This is a genomic window from Streptomyces scabichelini, from assembly GCF_011045015.1.
Taxonomy (GTDB): Bacteria; Actinomycetota; Actinomycetes; order Streptomycetales; family Streptomycetaceae; genus Streptomyces; species Streptomyces scabichelini.
This window is the reverse complement of record NZ_JAAKZY010000231.1, coordinates 1-15,727: the sequence shown is the minus strand read 5'-3', so window position 1 is coordinate 15,727 and position 15,727 is coordinate 1. Positions and strand designations below refer to the sequence as shown.

At 69.1% G+C, this 15,727-nt stretch carries 22 protein-coding genes and 1 tRNA gene; 4 read left to right on the top strand and 19 right to left on the bottom strand.

Annotated elements, in window-relative coordinates:
* The first annotated feature begins 37 nt into the window (after positions 1-37).
* Both G5C60_RS42410 and G5C60_RS42405 read left to right on the top strand, forming a co-directional pair.
* Entirely contained in the window at positions 38-841 is an 804-nt protein-coding gene (locus G5C60_RS42410) for a Pr6Pr family membrane protein (protein ID WP_165268084.1), read from the top strand.
* Positions 842-892: 51 nt separating this feature from the next.
* A tRNA-Pro gene (locus G5C60_RS42405) sits at positions 893-966 on the top strand.
* A gap of 146 nt (positions 967-1,112) precedes the next feature.
* Here the strand turns inward: G5C60_RS42405 and G5C60_RS42400 are convergent.
* The 19 genes from G5C60_RS42400 to G5C60_RS42315 all read right to left on the bottom strand — a co-directional run bounded on the left by G5C60_RS42400 (position 1,113) and on the right by G5C60_RS42315 (position 13,168).
* Entirely contained in the window at positions 1,113-2,291 is a 1,179-nt protein-coding gene (locus G5C60_RS42400) for a site-specific integrase (protein ID WP_165268082.1), read from the bottom strand.
* A gap of 73 nt (positions 2,292-2,364) precedes the next feature.
* A complete protein-coding gene (locus G5C60_RS42395) occupies positions 2,365-2,574 on the bottom strand; it encodes a helix-turn-helix domain-containing protein (protein WP_165268080.1) in 210 nt (69 codons plus the stop codon).
* 227 nt (positions 2,575-2,801) lie between these two features.
* Complete coding sequence (locus G5C60_RS42390; protein ID WP_165268078.1) at positions 2,802-3,968, bottom strand: DUF3631 domain-containing protein; 1,167 nt, start codon at positions 3,966-3,968, stop codon at positions 2,802-2,804.
* Positions 3,965-4,321, bottom strand: coding sequence for a hypothetical protein (locus tag G5C60_RS51340; protein ID WP_206440671.1), 357 nt, complete (start codon positions 4,319-4,321; stop codon positions 3,965-3,967). The genes G5C60_RS42390 and G5C60_RS51340 overlap by 4 nt, the downstream gene beginning before the upstream one ends.
* Positions 4,318-5,214 (bottom strand): bifunctional DNA primase/polymerase, encoded by an 897-nt coding sequence (locus G5C60_RS42380; RefSeq protein ID WP_165268076.1) that lies wholly within the window; start codon positions 5,212-5,214, stop codon positions 4,318-4,320. Before G5C60_RS42380 ends, G5C60_RS51340 begins: the two co-directional genes overlap by 4 nt.
* 160 nt (positions 5,215-5,374) lie before the next feature.
* Entirely contained in the window at positions 5,375-5,884 is a 510-nt protein-coding gene (locus G5C60_RS42375) for a hypothetical protein (RefSeq protein WP_165268074.1), read from the bottom strand.
* A gap of 20 nt (positions 5,885-5,904) precedes the next feature.
* Positions 5,905-6,699: a deazapurine DNA modification protein DpdA family protein gene (locus G5C60_RS42370; RefSeq protein ID WP_165268072.1), complete on the bottom strand. Its 795-nt coding sequence runs from the start codon at positions 6,697-6,699 to the stop codon at positions 5,905-5,907.
* The gene (locus tag G5C60_RS42365) at positions 6,696-6,965 is read right to left on the bottom strand and encodes a hypothetical protein (protein WP_165268070.1); all 270 of its coding nucleotides are present in this window, start codon (positions 6,963-6,965) and stop codon (positions 6,696-6,698) included. The genes G5C60_RS42370 and G5C60_RS42365 overlap by 4 nt, the downstream gene beginning before the upstream one ends.
* Entirely contained in the window at positions 6,962-7,165 is a 204-nt protein-coding gene (locus tag G5C60_RS42360; protein ID WP_165268068.1) for a hypothetical protein, read from the bottom strand. Before G5C60_RS42360 ends, G5C60_RS42365 begins: the two co-directional genes overlap by 4 nt.
* A gap of 12 nt (positions 7,166-7,177) precedes the next feature.
* Entirely contained in the window at positions 7,178-7,366 is a 189-nt protein-coding gene (locus tag G5C60_RS42355; RefSeq protein ID WP_165268066.1) for a hypothetical protein, read from the bottom strand.
* A complete protein-coding gene (locus tag G5C60_RS53430) occupies positions 7,357-7,485 on the bottom strand; it encodes a hypothetical protein (protein WP_277611467.1) in 129 nt (42 codons plus the stop codon). The genes G5C60_RS42355 and G5C60_RS53430 overlap by 10 nt, the downstream gene beginning before the upstream one ends.
* Positions 7,485-7,736, bottom strand: coding sequence for a hypothetical protein (locus tag G5C60_RS42350; protein ID WP_165268064.1), 252 nt, complete (start codon positions 7,734-7,736; stop codon positions 7,485-7,487). The genes G5C60_RS53430 and G5C60_RS42350 overlap by 1 nt, the downstream gene beginning before the upstream one ends.
* Before the next feature lie 141 nt (positions 7,737-7,877).
* Entirely contained in the window at positions 7,878-10,133 is a 2,256-nt protein-coding gene (locus G5C60_RS42345; RefSeq protein WP_165268062.1) for a cell division protein FtsK, read from the bottom strand.
* 94 nt (positions 10,134-10,227) lie between these two features.
* Positions 10,228-10,389: a hypothetical protein gene (locus G5C60_RS42340; RefSeq protein WP_165268060.1), complete on the bottom strand. Its 162-nt coding sequence runs from the start codon at positions 10,387-10,389 to the stop codon at positions 10,228-10,230.
* Between the two features lie 41 nt (positions 10,390-10,430).
* The gene (locus G5C60_RS42335; RefSeq protein WP_165268058.1) at positions 10,431-10,814 is read right to left on the bottom strand and encodes an RRQRL motif-containing zinc-binding protein; all 384 of its coding nucleotides are present in this window, start codon (positions 10,812-10,814) and stop codon (positions 10,431-10,433) included.
* A complete protein-coding gene (locus G5C60_RS42330; protein WP_165268056.1) occupies positions 10,814-11,830 on the bottom strand; it encodes a DUF2637 domain-containing protein in 1,017 nt (338 codons plus the stop codon). The genes G5C60_RS42335 and G5C60_RS42330 overlap by 1 nt, the downstream gene beginning before the upstream one ends.
* Positions 11,827-12,417 carry a hypothetical protein gene (locus G5C60_RS42325; protein ID WP_241267473.1) on the bottom strand — a complete coding sequence of 197 codons (591 nt, stop codon included), beginning with the start codon at positions 12,415-12,417 and terminating at the stop codon, positions 11,827-11,829. The genes G5C60_RS42330 and G5C60_RS42325 overlap by 4 nt, the downstream gene beginning before the upstream one ends.
* A gap of 5 nt (positions 12,418-12,422) precedes the next feature.
* Positions 12,423-12,878 (bottom strand): Pycsar system effector family protein, encoded by a 456-nt coding sequence (locus G5C60_RS42320; RefSeq protein WP_165268052.1) that lies wholly within the window; start codon positions 12,876-12,878, stop codon positions 12,423-12,425.
* Positions 12,875-13,168 carry a hypothetical protein gene (locus tag G5C60_RS42315; RefSeq protein ID WP_165268050.1) on the bottom strand — a complete coding sequence of 98 codons (294 nt, stop codon included), beginning with the start codon at positions 13,166-13,168 and terminating at the stop codon, positions 12,875-12,877. The genes G5C60_RS42320 and G5C60_RS42315 overlap by 4 nt, the downstream gene beginning before the upstream one ends.
* A 717-nt stretch (positions 13,169-13,885) precedes the next feature.
* Here G5C60_RS42315 and G5C60_RS42310 point away from each other — a divergent pair.
* On the top strand, positions 13,886-14,266 hold the full coding sequence (locus G5C60_RS42310) for a GntR family transcriptional regulator (protein ID WP_165268048.1): 381 nt from the start codon (positions 13,886-13,888) through the stop codon (positions 14,264-14,266).
* Between the two features lie 158 nt (positions 14,267-14,424).
* Complete coding sequence (locus G5C60_RS42305; protein WP_165268046.1) at positions 14,425-15,672, top strand: NsdA family TPR-like regulatory protein; 1,248 nt, start codon at positions 14,425-14,427, stop codon at positions 15,670-15,672.
* Positions 15,673-15,727 lie beyond the last annotated feature (55 nt).

Below are 15,727 nucleotides of genomic sequence, written 5' to 3'. Positions count from 1 at the left end.
CCTCGCCCCTTTTGCCCACCCCGCCTAGCGTGAGGGCATGACCGCCCCCATACCCGCGGATATCCCGAACATCCCCGCCATACCCGGCATGGCCGCCGACGCGGCCGCCGCCGCGGTCCCCCCGGTCCCGGCGTACGCGGTGGTACCTCGCGTACGCCGCCCCCTGGCGGCCACCTTCCGCGCACTCATCGCCTTGACGGCCACGGCGGGCGTCGCGATCGAGCTGATCACAGGCAGCCCCCTGCAAGCGCTGAGCCACTTCACGATCCAGAGCGGCATCCTGGCGGCCACGGTGTCCGCCCTCTCGGCCTGGCGGGCATGGACGGCCCGCCGCCCGCTGCCGCCGTCGGTCATCGCCGGCACGCTGTTGTACGTCGTCGGCGCGGGCCTCGTCCACCATGTGATCCTGTCGAACGGTTCGCTCCCCCTCGCCCTGACCGGCAACATCGACACGCTCACCGGCTGGCCCGCACTCTCGAACCAGCTCCTTCACACGGTGCTCCCCATCGCAGCCGCACTGGACTGGCTCCTGCTGACCCGCCCCGGCCCCGTACGCCTGCGCGACGCGGCGGTCTGGCTCCTCTTCCCCCTCGCGTACCTGACCTTCGCCCTGACCCGCGGCGCCCTCCTCCCGCCGAACGCCCCGACGCGCTACCCGTACCCCTTCCTCGACGCCCCCCGTCACGGCTACGTCGAAGTCCTTACCGCCACCGGCATCCTCAGCCTGGCCTGTTACACCCTGGCCCTCCTCCTCATCGCCCTCGACCACATCCGCCCAAGCCCACGCCACCGACCCCCCGAAAACCGGATTTCGCCTCCAGCCACCGGTGGGCTAAAGTAAACGACGTCGCCACGACACAGACCACTTGAGGTGGCCTGCTCAAAGCGACATCGGGGTGTAGCGCAGCTTGGCAGCGCGCTTCGTTCGGGACGAAGAGGTCGTGGGTTCAAATCCCGCCACCCCGACGCTGGTCAGAGGCCACATAGGAACGTTCCTATGTGGCCTCTGTCGCGCTCAGGGGGCCAAACAGGGGGCCAAACGAAGTTGATCAGGCTCATCCTAGGAACGTTCCTATGTGGCCTGTCGTGCTCAGGGGGCCAAACGAAGTTGATCAGGCCACCGCGTCCCCCTCTTCCTGATCTTCGGCGAAAATGTCGTCCATCGCCTCAGCTCCCTTCGTGATCACGGGCCGGAGCTGCTTGCGGTAGACAGCCTCCGTCGTGGCCTGGCTGCTGTGACCGACCAGGAGAGCGATCGCCTCCAAGGGGATGCCATGGTCGGAGAGCAGGGATACGAAGCTGTGCCGTAGCTCCCGCGGGGTCCACTCCGGCTTCAGTCCCGCCTTCTTCACGATGGCCTTGAAGTCGCGCCGCACGTTGGCCGCATCGAGCGGTTCGCCGCTCCGGGTCGTGAAGACAAGGCCGGTCGGGCTCCACTCCTTCCCCTTCGACCCGCGCTCCTGCTTCTGCCACCTCAGATGCTCTTCGAGCACATCGACCACCTGCTTCGGCAGAGCGATGGTCCGTCGGCTCTTCCTGGTCTTGGTCTCACCGTGCTTGCGCACCGAGCGCCACACCGCAACGTGCGGCGGAACGCCCTCCTTCGTCTCAAGGAAGACGTGATCCCAGGTGAGGGGGCGCGCCTCTTCCGTGCGAACACCGCTGAGGAGGGAGAGAACGAGATACGCGTAGAGCCGCGATCCACGTGCCGCGGCGAGCACAGCCTTTGCCTGCTCCAAGTTCAGTGCCTTGCTGGGACGTCCAGGGCGCCCCTCTGGCACGGTGACGAGAAGGGCGACGTTCCGCACGGCCTTGTCCCTGCGCTGAGCATGCGCGATGGAGCGGCGCAGGATGGCGAGCAGGTCGCGAAGGCTCCGTGTCGCGAGCACTTCGGCCCTGTCATCCAACCAGTCGTCAACGTCGTCCGCGCTGAGGTCCCTCAGCTTGGCCTTGCCGATGAACGGGATCAGATGCTTGTCCGCCATCGTGCGGTTCTTGCTGACGGTCTTCTCGTCGCGCCCTTTCAGACCGCGCTCCAACCAGTCGTTCACCGCGTCGGCCACGGTGTAGTTGGCTGGCGACTTGACGCCGGTCTGCACCTCCTTCTTCAAGTCCCGGATCTTGTTACGGACTTCGGTCTTCGTCTTGCCGTACACCTTCGGTCGACGGCGCTTGCCGTTCGGGGCCCACCCCAGGGAGACGGCTCCCACGTAGCGGTTCTTCGCCGCGTCCCAATAGATCGTGTCTTCGCCGTGGCCTGCCCTGCGGGCGCCTTTTGGGGTCTCGGTCATGCTGCGTTGTGCCTCCAAAGGGCAGGGCCGCGCCCTGACGGACGCGGCCCTGCTGAGGTGGGGTGATAGGGATTCAGGCGGGAGCCTCTGCCTCGCGCTTGAGGAGTTCGACGTACTCCGCGATGTACTCAGGTGGCACGAGTCGACGACGGCCGATACGGACGGTCTGGAGACGTCCGAGCCGTATCTCCTCGTAGACCATCGAGCGGCCAATCCTGAGAGCTTTCGCGGCCTCTTCGGGCCGGTAGAGGAGTTGTTCAGCAAGTGCGGCATCGGTGCTCATGCGGCGGTGCCTCCTCGGCAGGGTTCCGGGGGCGGTGGCCCCCTTCCTGTCAGGTCCGCTACTTCCGCTACCTCCGCTACCGCCCTGGTCAGGGGCATGATCGAGGTAGCGGATAGGGGTAGCGGTAGCGGATGGAGCCGCTACCTGCCCCCGGGTTCGTGGCCGCGGGGCGGGTAGCGGATGGGGCGTTGCGGTAGCGGATGCGGAGCGGCTATCCGCTACCTCCTTTAGGGCTCTGACCTGCCCGGTAGCGGAGGTAGCGGAAGTAGCGCACTCTCAGCGGGGGGAGGGCAGTAGCGCTGCCACGCGTCGTGCAAGTCCGCGGCGTAGTAGCCCTTCATGACGCTTCCGCCCGCCTTGATGTTGCGGGCCGCGATCGGCGCGTTGTCCGCGGTCATGTACTCCCGCAGCATCCGCGACAGTCCGCGCGCATCGAGCGGCTTGCCGCTCATGTCCGCCCACGGTGCCTCTTCGAGGCTGTGGAGCCGGTCGAGGATGGCGACGGTGGGCAGGCGGTCGATGCCGTTGAACACGTAGTCCCGCAGGTCCGTGAGCAGCCGGATGCCGATGCTGCCCTTGTCGCTGGTCTTGGCCGCGTTCACCAGCTCGATGCAGGCGGCGCGGGCCCGCTCCGGCCACGCGCCGCCCGCCGCGTCCGCGATGGCGAGCAGGGGTTCCCACACGTCCGCGGGCCGGTCGCTGACGCCCTCCGGCAGGGCCGGGAACACCCCATCGACCAGGTGCCGCACGGACTGTGCCCAGGTGGCGAGCCGGTCCCTCAGCGCATGGCCTTCCTTCTCGTGGATGCGCTGCCGGAACGGCTCCACCTGCTCGTTCGGTGCACGGCGGCGCATGCGGATGATGACCGAGCGGGTCAGGATCGTGTCCGGCAGCGAGCCGAGTCCAGCGACCGCGACCGCGCAGAACGAGGGGAACTCCTGTACCTGCTGGTTGGCTCCGTCGCCCACGCAGCGCCACATGACGCCGGAGCGTCGGTGGCCTGCGTTCAGGAAGCCGCGGAGTTGTTCGTTCTCTCCGGCCTTGGGGCCGAAGACGGTGTCGATCTCGTCAAACAGGATGGTGGGCCGTCCCTCCATCCCCGAGACGGCGCGGAAGAGCGCGGAGGCTGAGGCGTTGACCGCGACCATCGGTTGCGGCACGAGGGTTTCCACGATCTCCAGCCCGCGGGACTTGCCGGAGCCCGGCTCCGGGGAGAGGAACGCGAGCCGCGGTGTGGAGTCGAAGCAGTCGAGCAGGTGGGCGTGTGCGTCCCACAGGGTCACGGCGACGTACGCGGCTTCGAGGGGGAAGATGTTGAAGCGTCGGTGGAAGGCTTCCACGTCATCGAGCAGTGCGGAGCCGTCCATGGCGGGCGCCGGCGGATTGGTGCTCATGCCGCCTGCCTCCCTTCCTGGTTGGTGCGGAGCGGGCACACGTCCCGGTGGGCGGTGTGGTCGTCGATCAGGGCCAGCACGCGAGCGCGGCTAACGGCGCTGCGGTCCCAGCCACACAGGCACTTCGAGGTGGCCGTAGGCACCGCACCGCGCGGTGCGGCGATGTGCAGCCACGCGATGGGGTACCGGCCGTCGCCCTGGTGCGGGTCAGGACGAAGAGCAGAAGGGACGCCCTTGCGGGCGGCGCCTTTCGGCTCGCCCACGGCCGGACCGGGCACCGCTCGATTGGCGGCACACGGTCCGGTCGGGGTGACGGGGAGGCTCTTCAGTGGGGGGCGGGGCGGGGTGCTCATGCCGCCCTCCGCTGACCGTTGCGGGAAATCGACCAGTTCAGACCGCTGCGAATGGTCGCCTCACACGACCGCGGCGACAGACCAGCCTGCTCCCCCGCCCACTGAAGAGCCTCCTCAACCTGCTCCCTGGGAAGGTCGCCCCACGCGATGAACCGCCCCAGGGCTCGCGCCGCCCGTAGCAGCGTGGCGTTGCGCTCGCCCTCCGGGGCTTGTCGTACGGACGCGGTTTCCGCGTTCAAGCCCGCTGCGGCGTAACTAGAGGCGCGAACCGCCGACGGTGCAGCCGTTAGTGCCCGCGAAGCCTGACGGAACGTCAGGCGGGCGTACAGCCAGTCCGGCAGCGGGGCGGGCGGCATGTCGTTGACGACCGCGTAGGCGCCCGTGGGGGTGAGGCTGCCGGGGGCGACGACGTAGCCGCCCCACGCGCGGGTGTCGATGCGCTTGCCGAGCCGTCCGGCCGTGTTGGCGAGCCGGACGCCGGGCGGGGCGGTGAAGTACAGGTGGACCCCGCCGCTCGCAGTCCGCACCATGCGGGTCGAGGGCACGGCGTGACCGGCGCGCTCGCAGAGCGCACGAAAGGTCGTCACGCCGTCAGGCGTGTCCGTACTGCCCTTCGTCTTGCGCTTGGGCATGTCGAGGTCGACGACGATCAGCCCGGACGGGCCGGTCGCGATGCCGACGTTGAACGGCAGCTCGCCCCATGCGCGGCGGATGCGGTCCGGGTCGATGGTGGCGCGCTCTTCCCACTTGCGGTGACCGCCTGCGCAGTCTCCGATGCCGGGGCAGACGTCTTCGCCGTGCAGGGCCGGGCGCTTGTCGCTGGGCCGGAGCGGGATCACGGCCCATCCGCGCTCCGCGGCGTCCAGTGCGGCGTACAGGAGGTGGCGGTTCATGCCGTCACCCCCGACATGCTCGATGGGGTGGCATGGGCCGGACGGCCCTCCCCGAATGGCGCTCGTTGGGTCATGCTGGAGGTCTCCTGCTCTCTTGGAGGGACTGGAGAACCGGGGCGGGCGCAGGCTTGTGGTGAGACGGCGCCCGCCTCGGGCGGATCTAGTGGTTCTTGACCCAGTGGGCGTATTCCTGGCGGACGTAGGCGCGCGGGTCGGCGGCGGTCGCCGGGTGCTCTGGCCAGTACGGCGTGCCGTGGTGGTCGCCGTCGCCGTCCCGGTCGCGCTCGATCAGTCGGCGGGCCGCTTCCGTGGCCGCCCCGCACGCGTCGCCGTGGAAGCCGTCGGCTTCGCCCTGGAGTGCGATGCGGTCCAACAGCGCGGCCTTGCGAAGCCAGTACTCCCGGTCAAGGTCCTCGCCGAAGGGTTTGTCAGCGGCCGTCTGAGAGGTCCATCCGATCTCGCTGATGATGCTCGGAGCGAGCGCGTACGCCTTTTTCGGCGTCGGCCAGGGGCCCAACTCGGGGCGGTGGTCGGCGGTGACGTACAGGCGCTGCCGCTTACCGTCGCGGGTTGGGTACTGGCGTGCCGGGCCGGTGGCGAACGCGGCGGTCAGAGCCTTGCTGACCCGTTCGGTGTCGTCCGGCTCGCAGATGACGCGGATTTCGAACACGAGCGATGTCCTTCCTTGAATCAGGCGGCGTCGAGGGTGGGTTGCTGCCAGGTGGGCAGTGCGTTGAGGACGCGTGTGCGCCAGCGCAGTGCGTAGGGCAGGCAGTTGGCGCAGTTCTTGTGCGGGTGGCCGGGCAGTGGAGGTCTACGGCGGGCGTGGGAGCTCCAGGCCGCAGAGTCCGCGGAGGCCAGCAGATGACCGACCTTGGCCAGGCCAAGGGTTTTGAAGCCGAAGCCGTGCAGCTTGAAGCCGTGCGCGGCCATGGCGGTGACGATGGCGGCACCCTCGCGGGTGGACTGCAACCGGCACACCGAGCCGAGCCCCACTACGGGCTCACGTCGCAGGTCGACGCCCGCCTTCTCGAACAGCTCCACGCACCGCTCGTACTCGGGGATGCTGCGACCTTGCAGCACGGGAGCGATACGCAGGTCGGGGGCAAGGGAGCGCAGTTCGAGGAAGTTGTTCACCGTGCGGCGCTGATGTTCGGCGACGCTGAGGTGAGTGCCGACGAAATACTGTCCGCCGAACCAGCCACCGTTGATGATGGCTTCCTCGCACATCCAGTCCTGCTGCGCAGCCCAGTCGTAGGGGCCTGCGTGCTCCCAGATGCGGCGCAGGTCATCGACGTACTTGCAGGGCGGGCGTGTCCAGGTGCCCTTTTCCTTCAACTCCATGAAGCCACCGGAGTCGACCGCGTAGGGGCCCTGGGCTACGTCCCACTTGACGGCGCGGTCCCAGTGCTCCGACTTCAGGAACAGCGGCACGTCGGTCCAGCGCAGCCAGTGGCGCTTGTGGGTGGTCAGGTAGAACCTCATGCTGCTTCCCTTCCGGCGGCGCGGTAGCGGGGGTGGCGGATCAGGTCGCTGACCGTGGCCACCGGTCCGGCCGTCGGCGGGGTGAGGGGTTCACGGCCGGGAGGCTGCGGGCCGTTGTCGTCGGGGGGTGTGGGCCGGGAGGCGGCGAGGATGGCGGCGGTTTCGTTGTCGCGGCGCCGGGCCATGTGGTGTCCGGCCAGGCACACCGTGCCCACCGCCGCGCCGGGCGCCAGCAGGGCGAGCGCGGCCAGGAGTTCAGGGTTCATGCCGTCTGCCGTTCCTGGAGGGTGGCGAGCAGGGCGGGCAGTGAGCTGCCGCATGCGGCGAGCCGCTGTTCGATGCCCTGCCAGGAGGCGGGGTCGATGCTCATCAGGGCGTGGACGGCGGCGGGCAGGTCGCCGCGCTGCGCTGCGGCGAGTGCGTCACGGGCGTCGCCCGCGGCCATGAGGGTGATGGGCTCGGACATGGCGGGTGCTCCTCACAGGTCCGGGAGCGCGTTGACCACGGCGCTCATGAGCTGGTTGACGGTGTCGGCGGCGCCGGTGGAGGCGAGGTAGAAGCCGAACATCACGGCGACGAACGCGGAGCCCGCTCCGAGGGTCTTGGAGCGCAGCAGCATGAACAGGACGAAGCCGAAGAGCAGAGCGAGGGAGATGGTCACGGCCATGCCGGGTCTCCGTTCTGGGTGTTGGGGGCGGATGGCGGGGTGGTGTCGTGGCCGGGGCAGGAGGCGACGGCGAGTCCGAGCAGGACGATGGCGACGGCGGTGCGCAGTCCGCGGCGCATCAGCGGGTGCCCGCGCGGTAGGTGCGGGCCCACCGGTTGTAGAGCCAGCGGCCGATGCGTATGCGCTTGCCGTGGCCCTTGCAGCGGCGGCAGCTCTTGCCGCGCTTGGGCCGTCCCTTGCGGTCGGTCTTCATGGCGAAGCCGAAGCCGCGGCACTTGCGGCAGGCGCCGAACGGACTCGCCGCGCACACGGATACGTAACCGAACGTGACGAGCAGCAGGAGGGCGATAGTGAGCAGGATCGAGGGCACAGAAGGCCTCCAAAGCCGGGTTTTGAGGGTTTCCGCAGGTGGGCCGCTATCGGCTAGCGACCTGATCAGAGCCCAAATGGGCCGCTAGCGGGGCCTCTAGCGCTAGAGGGTTTGACCCCTAGCGCTAGAGGCCCCTCACCATCAGCCCGCGTCCCGGTTTCGGTCACGATCCGCAATCGTCTCGACGATGCGGGCGCGCTCGAAGCCGGTCCGGTTGACGGTCTTGCCGTTGACCCGGCGCCCCACCTGATCGGTGGCCACGCCGTACGGCTTCAGCGCCGTGGTGAGCTGCCGCGCCTTCTCGGCGGGCTTCAGCTCCGCCCATGCGCCGTACTTCTCCGGCCGCAGCTCGGCGAGCCGGTCGACGGTGACGTCGTTCCACGGCTTCGCCTCATCCGCCGGGACGACGGCGAGGATGTCCTCCAGCAGCGGATCGGCCACCTCACGCCGCTCCGGCTCCTGGCCTGCGGCGATGCCCCGCAGTGTGCCCGCGTCGCTGCGAGCCTTGCGGGCCCGCTCGCAGATGGCGTCGGCTTCCTCGTTGTCCATGTAGTAGCCGCGCACGATCTGCGGGTCGTCGGCGGCGCCAGCGAGGTAGCCGATGCCCTTGTCGGACTTGGTGAACGAGGTGGCGCGGATGCCGTTCTTGTACATCGACGTGCCCAGGATCATGTCGTTCTCCAGCTGACCCATGACCCGCAGGCAGAACCGGGTGCCCACGTTCGCGCTGATGGCGGTGGGCAACGACTCCTTGTCCGGGCGCTGCGTGGCCAGCAGCAGAATCACACCCAGGGCCCGGCCGCGCTTGATGATGCCGGTGCACAGGGTCCCGGCTTCCTTGCCGTACTTCTCGTGGCTGAACAGCTCCTGGCACTCGTCAATGGCGAGCACCAAGGGGTGCAGACCGAGAGAGCGGTTCGCGGCCAGCTCCGGAGTGACCTTATTCTCCGGGCACTTGTCCTTGGGCAGCGAGGCGATGACCTTGGCCCGGCGCTCCAGATCCTTGTACACGTAGCGGATCGAATCCAGCGTGGCCGCGGCCGTTTCGTCGTCCGCGCCGGAGCCGTAGTCGGCCGCCACCCGCTTCAGCGGCGAGAGGTCACCGGTACCCTTCAGCTCCCAGACCAGCGGCTCAGCAAGCACGTCCAGAGCCGCGGCCAGCAGCGCGGTACGCAGGGCGAACGTCTTACCCATGCCGGGCATGGCGCCGATCAGCATGTTGTCGTACATCAGCGTCAGGTCGACGTTCCGGCCGCGCTGGTCGGTACCGAACGGCAACGGCTTGAACAGCGACGCCATCCCCGACTTGGCCAGCGGCCAGGCGGGCTTGGGCACCTTGTTCAGCGCCCGGTCCCCCACCCACAGCACCATCCGCCCGGCGTGCTCATCCGGCACCGGTTCGGGCCACACGCAGCCCAGCGGGCGGCGCAGACCGGAAGCGAGCTTTTCGCGCCGGTCGAGGATGTCCGGCACGGTCACCCCGTACGGCAGGTCGACATCCGCGCGCCAGCCGGGGCCATCCCGGGTGATCGGGGCGGCGAACCTGATGCCCTCCCCGCCCTTGCCGAGCGCCTTGTTGATCTCGGCGATACCGAGCGAGCCGAGAGCGCGCTCCACGATGCCGGACGTGAGCCGTTCCACCTCGGTCGCCACGACGGCGCGGGTGATGACCGGCTTGTCGGACGGCGCGCCCAGGAAGCCGAACCCGGCCGTCAGCAGGGCGAGCGCAAGCACGTCCAGCCAGCGCGGGGCGAGCACGAACAGCACCAGGGCGAGCACCGGACCGACGACCAGGCCGAGCACCAGCAGGATGCCCCGCAGCTTGACCCGGTTGTCGCGCTGCCGCGACAGCTTCAGATACTCCTCGATGTTCTCGCGCTTGGCGGCCACCTGCCGCAGCGGTTCGCCCTCTGCGTCGGCCACCCACCGCATGGCGCCGCCGACGAACTTCGCGACCCCGGCCGGGGCCTGGAAAGCGAGACGCATCGAGTACCAGGGCAGGCGGACCGCATGGAAGGCGGCGGAGTGCCCGGCGTAGCCACCCAGCCAGCCGAGCGCGTTGACAAACTCCGGCTTGGACTTCGCCCATGCCGGGATCACCTCGCGCCGACGCGCGGAGCGGATGCGGTCCATGAGACCCGGACCACTCGGCGCGGGCTGGTCGACCATCACGGCCGACTCCCCCTCCGACTCGTCCTCGTTCGAGTCGGCCGACTGGTTGGCGTCCGGGTCGGGCGACGGGTTGGGGTGCGAGTCGGGCGACGCGGGGGCGGTTGGGTCGGCCGACTGGTCGCGGGCGGATCGGGCCTTGTCGAGGTCGACCACGTCCGCGCCGGGGTCGGCGGCCATCTCGGCTTCGAGCCGGTTGAACAGTTCATTGTCGTCGGGCTGGTTCACTGAAGGTTCCTTCCAAGGGGAGGACAGGGCGGGGTCCGGTGCATCGCTTTGGTCGGTTGAGAACCGGACCCTGCCGCTGACTTGCGGGCGTCTTTCAGATGCGCTTGCGGGTGGTGTCCTGGTGGTCGCCGCCCGCGCGTACCGCGGCGTTGTGCGTGGTGTCCTCGCCTCGCGTGGCGCACGACAGACACACGAAGCGGTGAGCGCCGGGCGTGACGCTGGAGCGCTCGATTCGGATGCGGTGCTGAATGACCACGAGATACCTCCGGGCAAGACGAAGTTGAGGGGACAGGTCGGTCAGGCGGCGCGCTGATCGTCGGCGGCGATGCACAGGCCGCAGATGCCGTACGAGCGCGGGATGCAGTAACCGACATCGAGCAGGCAGCTCGGGCAGGTACGGCGGGCGAGCATCGCCAGCGCGAGCGCGCCCCACTTGCGCGACGTCATCGGCCGCACCGACTTGGCACGGTCGACGCGGTACAGGTAGGCGACGCGGACGCCCCCGGCGCGCCGGTTGACCCGCATCACCTGTGCGGCGATCGGCTGACCGCCGGGCCGCAGCCCGCGGGCGCGTAACTGACGACGCGTCGCCAGACCGTCCGGGGCCAGGTGCCACAGGTAGGTGGGGATGCCGTGCAGCGCGCCGGTCGGGTCGTAGCACTTGCCGAATGCGGCGGACATCAGGCCACCGCCTCGGCAGTTGTGTCAGCCTGACGCGAATCGGTAACGGCGTTGTCGACTGCGTGCAGCGAACGGCCCTCGGCGCGCTCGGCCTTCAGAGCATCGCGGAGCTTGCGGGCGTTGGCCTGCGAGACGTGCAGCGTGGTGCGTAGACGCTCCGCGGTCAGCTCCGCGTCCTTCCACGCCACGGTGACCGTACGCGCCTCAGTCAGCGCTTCCTCGAAGGTGCGCTGAGGCGTGCCCTTGGCCTTGTTCGCGGGCTTCCGGCGCGGGCGCGGCTTGGCCGCGGGCGGTTCTGCCGGCGGATTCTCCACCGGGGGCAGTGCGGGCGTCTCCTGCTCGGCGGCCGGGGTCAGTTCGCCCATCCGCAGCATCACGCGCTCACGCCGCGGGGTCTCCGAGCGCCACTTGCGGCCATAGCGCTCCCGCAGGTCCGCGCGGGCCAACTGCCGCTCCTTCTCGCGCGCCAGTGCCTCGCTGTAGGAGGTGACCTCCCACAGCGTCATGCGGCGCCACAGCGCGAACGTGGACAGCGGGGCCAGCAACCAGCGGGAGAACCGGATTTTCTCCATGCGGCGGCCGGTGGCCGCGCCGATCCGCACGGCGTAGATGTGCGCGCCGATCTCGGAGAACACCACCCACAAAAGCGGCATCGTGCCGTGCGCCACCTTCGCCCACACATCGTGTCCGGCCGCGACGTTCAGCCCGCACGTGATCAGGGTCAGCACCCAGGGCACGAACCGCACCCAGGCGAGCGCCATGTCCATCCGGATCAGCAACAGGTTGGCGACGGTGAAGACCGGGATGGCCACGTCGATGCCGACCGGCAGCATCCACGGCTCGCCGAAGCCCCAACGGGCCGCGGCGGTGGATACGGCGTCGAAGGAGGAGATCAGACCGAGCGCGCCGACTCCGGCCGCGGCGAGCGCGCCGATACCGGCGAACCCCATCTCCGGCTTCGTCAGCGGCGGCACCCCGGACGCGGGCGTCTGGGGGGCGGGGGTCGTGGCGCTCATGTGGCACCTCCCCGCAGCGGCAGGTTGACCAGGCCAGTCAGGGAGGCGATCTCGTCGCCGGTCAGCACGGTGCGGGCGTCCATGGCATGCGCCACGGTGCGGATCTCACGCCACAGGTGGCCGACCTTGCGGCGGGCCATCCCTTGCACCATGCCCCAGGACTTGCCGCCCTCGGGGGTGTGATCGCGGCCGAGTCGGAAACCGGACTGCGCGAGCATGTCGATGGCCAGCTCTCGGTCATGCTCGGAGGCGCACGCGGCGGCCCGCTCGGGGGTCCACAGGCCGTAGGCCATCAGGTACTGCACATGGGCGAGTTCTCCGGCCGCGCTCTCTGCGGCCAGATGCCACGGGTTGGTGTCCTGTGCCTGCCATGCGGTGTTGCCAGTGACCGCCCACCGTCCGGCCTCCGGCTCCCAGGCGATGACCTCAGTCGTGATGACGTGCATGCCGTAGGCCATGGAGAGCACGGCGTGCCCGGCCTCGTGGAAAGCCAGACCCAACCGGGCCTGCTCGTAGGTCAGCGGCATGTCGAATACGGGGCGCGGCTTGCCAGTGTGGTCGGCCAGTTCCTCAGCGGTGGGGGCCATGCTCCTCATGCCGCACCTCCCGCCACGATCAGGGCCGCGACGATGAGCAGCGCACCGCCCGTGCGGGTGAGGTCGACCGCGCGCTTGAGGCAGGTGAACTTGGCGACCGCGATGCGGGACAAGACGGCGATGTGCTGCGTGCGCCGGTCACTGGACAGCTCCGTGTCGATCTCCTCGGCGGTGAGCGTTGCCCAGAGCGGGAAGCCGACAGGAGTCCGTCCGCCCAGGTTCGGGCGGACCGAGTGCAGCAGCAGACCGGCCGCCGCGACCATGCAAGCCATGCCCGCACCGCCGACCATGACCGAGGCGATGTTCAAGGGGACGTCTTTGGCGACCGTCCAGGACCCGACCAGCACCGCGCCGACGAACGCCAGCAACAGCGCGGTCTTGTTGTCCGTGCGGGAGATCTCCGCCTTGACGTCTGCCAGTGCGGCCGTCAGGTTCTGCTCACGGGCGCTCATGCCGCAGCTCCCTTCCGGGAGGACCGGCGGCGCCGGGCCGGGCGCGCCAACGGGACGACCTTGAACAGCTCCGGGGCGTGCGCCTCGATCACCTCGGCGACGACGCGGGTCACGTCGTCCGGGAGCTCCGGGTGGTCCGCGAGGATGTCGCGGGCGGCGTCCAGCCGGGCCGCGCGCTCCTCGTCGCTCTCGCCCTCGACACCGAGCCACAGCTCAATCGGGGTACCGAGCGCCAGTTCCGTGAAGTCCTCGGGAGAGATGGCCTGTTGGCGGCCGATGTACGTACGCATGAAGGCTCCTGAAGTGGGAGGGACACGAAGCCGGAGCAGCCGCAGGCGCGTTGGTGAGACGGCGACTGCTCCGGGAGAAACGCGAGCCGCGGCGGGATCAGACGTGGACCCGGCGCGGGCGGTGGTGCGGGAGATCAGCGATTGCGAGCGGGCTTGAGTCGGACCGGGCCGCTGTCGTGCCCATCCGCCCGGACCTGCTCGGCAACGGCCCGGCGGGCAGCCGCTTCGTTCGGGGCGTCAACCTCGCCCTCGCACACGCCGCGGCGGCCGTCCACGGCGCGGACTTTGGTAGTGAACTTCCATGTCTGCATGGCGCACTCCTCGCGATGTGGCCTTGGGGTTGTCCCGGGCTCCCTTCACCGCCGGTACGAGACCGGCGGATCAGGCAACCGGCCGCAGCAGACGAGCTGCGGAACGGAGAGATATGCGCGGTCACAGCCGCGCGGCCGTCTTTTCGACTCGGGGAGACGGGGCCCACCTATGCAGTTCTCAAGGGACGTCAGCGCGGGGCCCGCGGCGTGCGGCCGAAGCCGCCTTCCTGTCGGGCAATCCCGAACCGTTCATGCAGGTCAAGCACTTTGCGAGTCACAGCCGGTGAAGCCCTTCCGGGCTCGCCGTGCTGATGCGTAACAGCATGTACTAGTACGTGCCATGGCGCAAGGGCGCTGCCAAGATTCGTGCTAGGTCGTGCTAGGGGTGGGTACGCTCGATGGCGTGATGAGCGCTGAAATCTCGAAAGACGACCCCAGGCCGGAGTCCGAGCAGGCGGCCGACATCCTGCGGCAAGAGATCTTGCGCGGCGACATCAAGCCGGGGGCCCATGTGGGCTCCGTGCGAGACTTGGCTGCACGGTTCAAGATCTCGGGAATGACGGTGCAGCGAGCACTTTCGATCCTTCGCGAGGATGGGCTCATCCTGACCACGTCGCGCGGCAGCTACGCGCGCGATCCTGAACAGGCCACCGAAGCCAGCGAAGCCGACGCAGGTGTCGCCCTTCCCGAAGTCCTGCGTCAGCTCGAACATCTCACCTCCCAAGTCTCGGAACTTCGCGGCAGGCTCGAAGCGCTCGAAAGCCGCTCCGCGCCGGGTGGTGCGTGATCTGCAACCAGCATGCGAGCCACGGAGGGTGTGACGTAAGTGACAGCCAGGGGACGGAAGAGCAGGGGAGGGGACATGTCCGGTGACACCCCCCTGTCCCCTTCCCTGTCCCCCCGGCTGACGCGCGAGACTCGGAGTAGGCACTCAGAGGAGGGCGCATGACCGACGAAAGGGCCGCATGGGCGCGGCGCATCGCGGCTGAACGGATAGCGCGCGACTGGTCGCAACGTGACGCAGTCCGGGCCCTACGGGCGCACGCTCCCACGGAGCTGCCCGCGGAAGAGAGCATGATTCGCCAGTGGAAGCGCTGGGAGTCAGGCCAGATGCCGAACGACTTCTACCAACCGATCATCGCGGCACTCTTCGGCACCGTGACGCATGCGCTCTTCCCGGCGCCCGCTCGGCGGGATGGGGACCGGGAGATCCTGGCAGCGTCCGGCATGGAGACGCTGGAGATCGTGAGCCGCCTCAACCGGTCCGACGTCGACAACGCCACGCTCGATGCCCTGCGCATCACAGCGGACCGGCTCGCATCGGAGTACCCCTTCATGCCGAGCGAACAGCTCATCGTCGAAGGGCGGCAGTGGCTCCGCCGTGTCGTCGAACTGCACAAGAAGAGCCTCACGCTCGCGCAGCACCGCGAAGTTCTCGCGCTGTCCGGTTGGCTCGCGCTACTGGTCGGCTGTGTCGAGTACGACATGGGCGACCGCCATGCGGCCGAGTCGACGCGGCAGGCCGCACTCTCACTCGCGACTGAGGCTGATCATGCAGAGGTCGCCGGGTGGGCGCACGAGATGCGGGCATGGTTCGCCCTCACGACCGGCGACTACCGCGGCGTCATCGCGGCGGCGCGGGCCGGAGCCGAGACGGCGGCGCACCACGGCGTGGCCGTGCAGCTCGCTGCCCAGGAAGCCAAAGCATGGGCGCGAATTGGAGACCGCCGACAAGTCGAGGTCGCGTTGGACAAAGGGCGACGGATGCTCGAAGGGATGCCATACCCGGAGAACCTGGATAACCACTTCGTGGTGGATCCCGCCAAGTTCGACTTCTACGCGATGGACTGCTACCGCCTGGTCGGTGAGGACAAGCTCGCGCGCACGCTCGCCGAAGAGGTACTGAGGGCGGGAACGGACTTCGACGGCACCGAGCGCAAGCCGATGCGTAACGCTGAAGCCCGCGTCACGCTGGGCGTGACGGCGGCTCGTGAGGGGGACCTAGAGCAGGCACTCACGATGGGGGAACGCGCCCTCGAAGGGGACCGCCAATCGGTGCCATCGCTCATCATGACCAGCCGTGAACTCGCTGCCGAGATGAGGAACCGATACAGCTCTGAGCCTGCCGCACAGGACTACCTCGCGCGGCTTCAGACACTTGCCGGACAGGCGCCCGGATTCATGCCGCGATGAGCGCGTGCGAGGGTCGCCACCTGCACGAATCGGGGTTCAGGCGGGGGCCAGCCGG

Coding starts and splice junctions, on each gene's coding strand:
- G5C60_RS42410 (WP_165268084.1), top strand. CDS start 38: ATGACCGCCCCCATACCCGCGGATATCCCGAACATCCCCGCCATACCC.
- G5C60_RS42400 (WP_165268082.1), bottom strand. CDS start 2,291: ATGACCGAGACCCCAAAAGGCGCCCGCAGGGCAGGCCACGGCGAAGAC.
- G5C60_RS42395 (WP_165268080.1), bottom strand. CDS start 2,574: ATGAGCACCGATGCCGCACTTGCTGAACAACTCCTCTACCGGCCCGAA.
- G5C60_RS42390 (WP_165268078.1), bottom strand. CDS start 3,968: ATGAGCACCAATCCGCCGGCGCCCGCCATGGACGGCTCCGCACTGCTC.
- G5C60_RS51340 (WP_206440671.1), bottom strand. CDS start 4,321: ATGAGCACCCCGCCCCGCCCCCCACTGAAGAGCCTCCCCGTCACCCCG.
- G5C60_RS42380 (WP_165268076.1), bottom strand. CDS start 5,214: ATGAACCGCCACCTCCTGTACGCCGCACTGGACGCCGCGGAGCGCGGA.
- G5C60_RS42370 (WP_165268072.1), bottom strand. CDS start 6,699: ATGAGGTTCTACCTGACCACCCACAAGCGCCACTGGCTGCGCTGGACC.
- G5C60_RS42365 (WP_165268070.1), bottom strand. CDS start 6,965: ATGAACCCTGAACTCCTGGCCGCGCTCGCCCTGCTGGCGCCCGGCGCG.
- G5C60_RS42360 (WP_165268068.1), bottom strand. CDS start 7,165: ATGTCCGAGCCCATCACCCTCATGGCCGCGGGCGACGCCCGTGACGCA.
- G5C60_RS42355 (WP_165268066.1), bottom strand. CDS start 7,366: ATGGCCGTGACCATCTCCCTCGCTCTGCTCTTCGGCTTCGTCCTGTTC.
- G5C60_RS53430 (WP_277611467.1), bottom strand. CDS start 7,485: ATGCGCCGCGGACTGCGCACCGCCGTCGCCATCGTCCTGCTCGGACTC.
- G5C60_RS42335 (WP_165268058.1), bottom strand. CDS start 10,814: ATGTCCGCCGCATTCGGCAAGTGCTACGACCCGACCGGCGCGCTGCAC.
- G5C60_RS42330 (WP_165268056.1), bottom strand. CDS start 11,830: ATGAGCGCCACGACCCCCGCCCCCCAGACGCCCGCGTCCGGGGTGCCG.
- G5C60_RS42325 (WP_241267473.1), bottom strand. CDS start 12,417: ATGGCCCCCACCGCTGAGGAACTGGCCGACCACACTGGCAAGCCGCGC.
- G5C60_RS42320 (WP_165268052.1), bottom strand. CDS start 12,878: ATGAGCGCCCGTGAGCAGAACCTGACGGCCGCACTGGCAGACGTCAAG.
- G5C60_RS42315 (WP_165268050.1), bottom strand. CDS start 13,168: ATGCGTACGTACATCGGCCGCCAACAGGCCATCTCTCCCGAGGACTTC.
- G5C60_RS42310 (WP_165268048.1), top strand. CDS start 13,886: ATGAGCGCTGAAATCTCGAAAGACGACCCCAGGCCGGAGTCCGAGCAG.
- G5C60_RS42305 (WP_165268046.1), top strand. CDS start 14,425: ATGACCGACGAAAGGGCCGCATGGGCGCGGCGCATCGCGGCTGAACGG.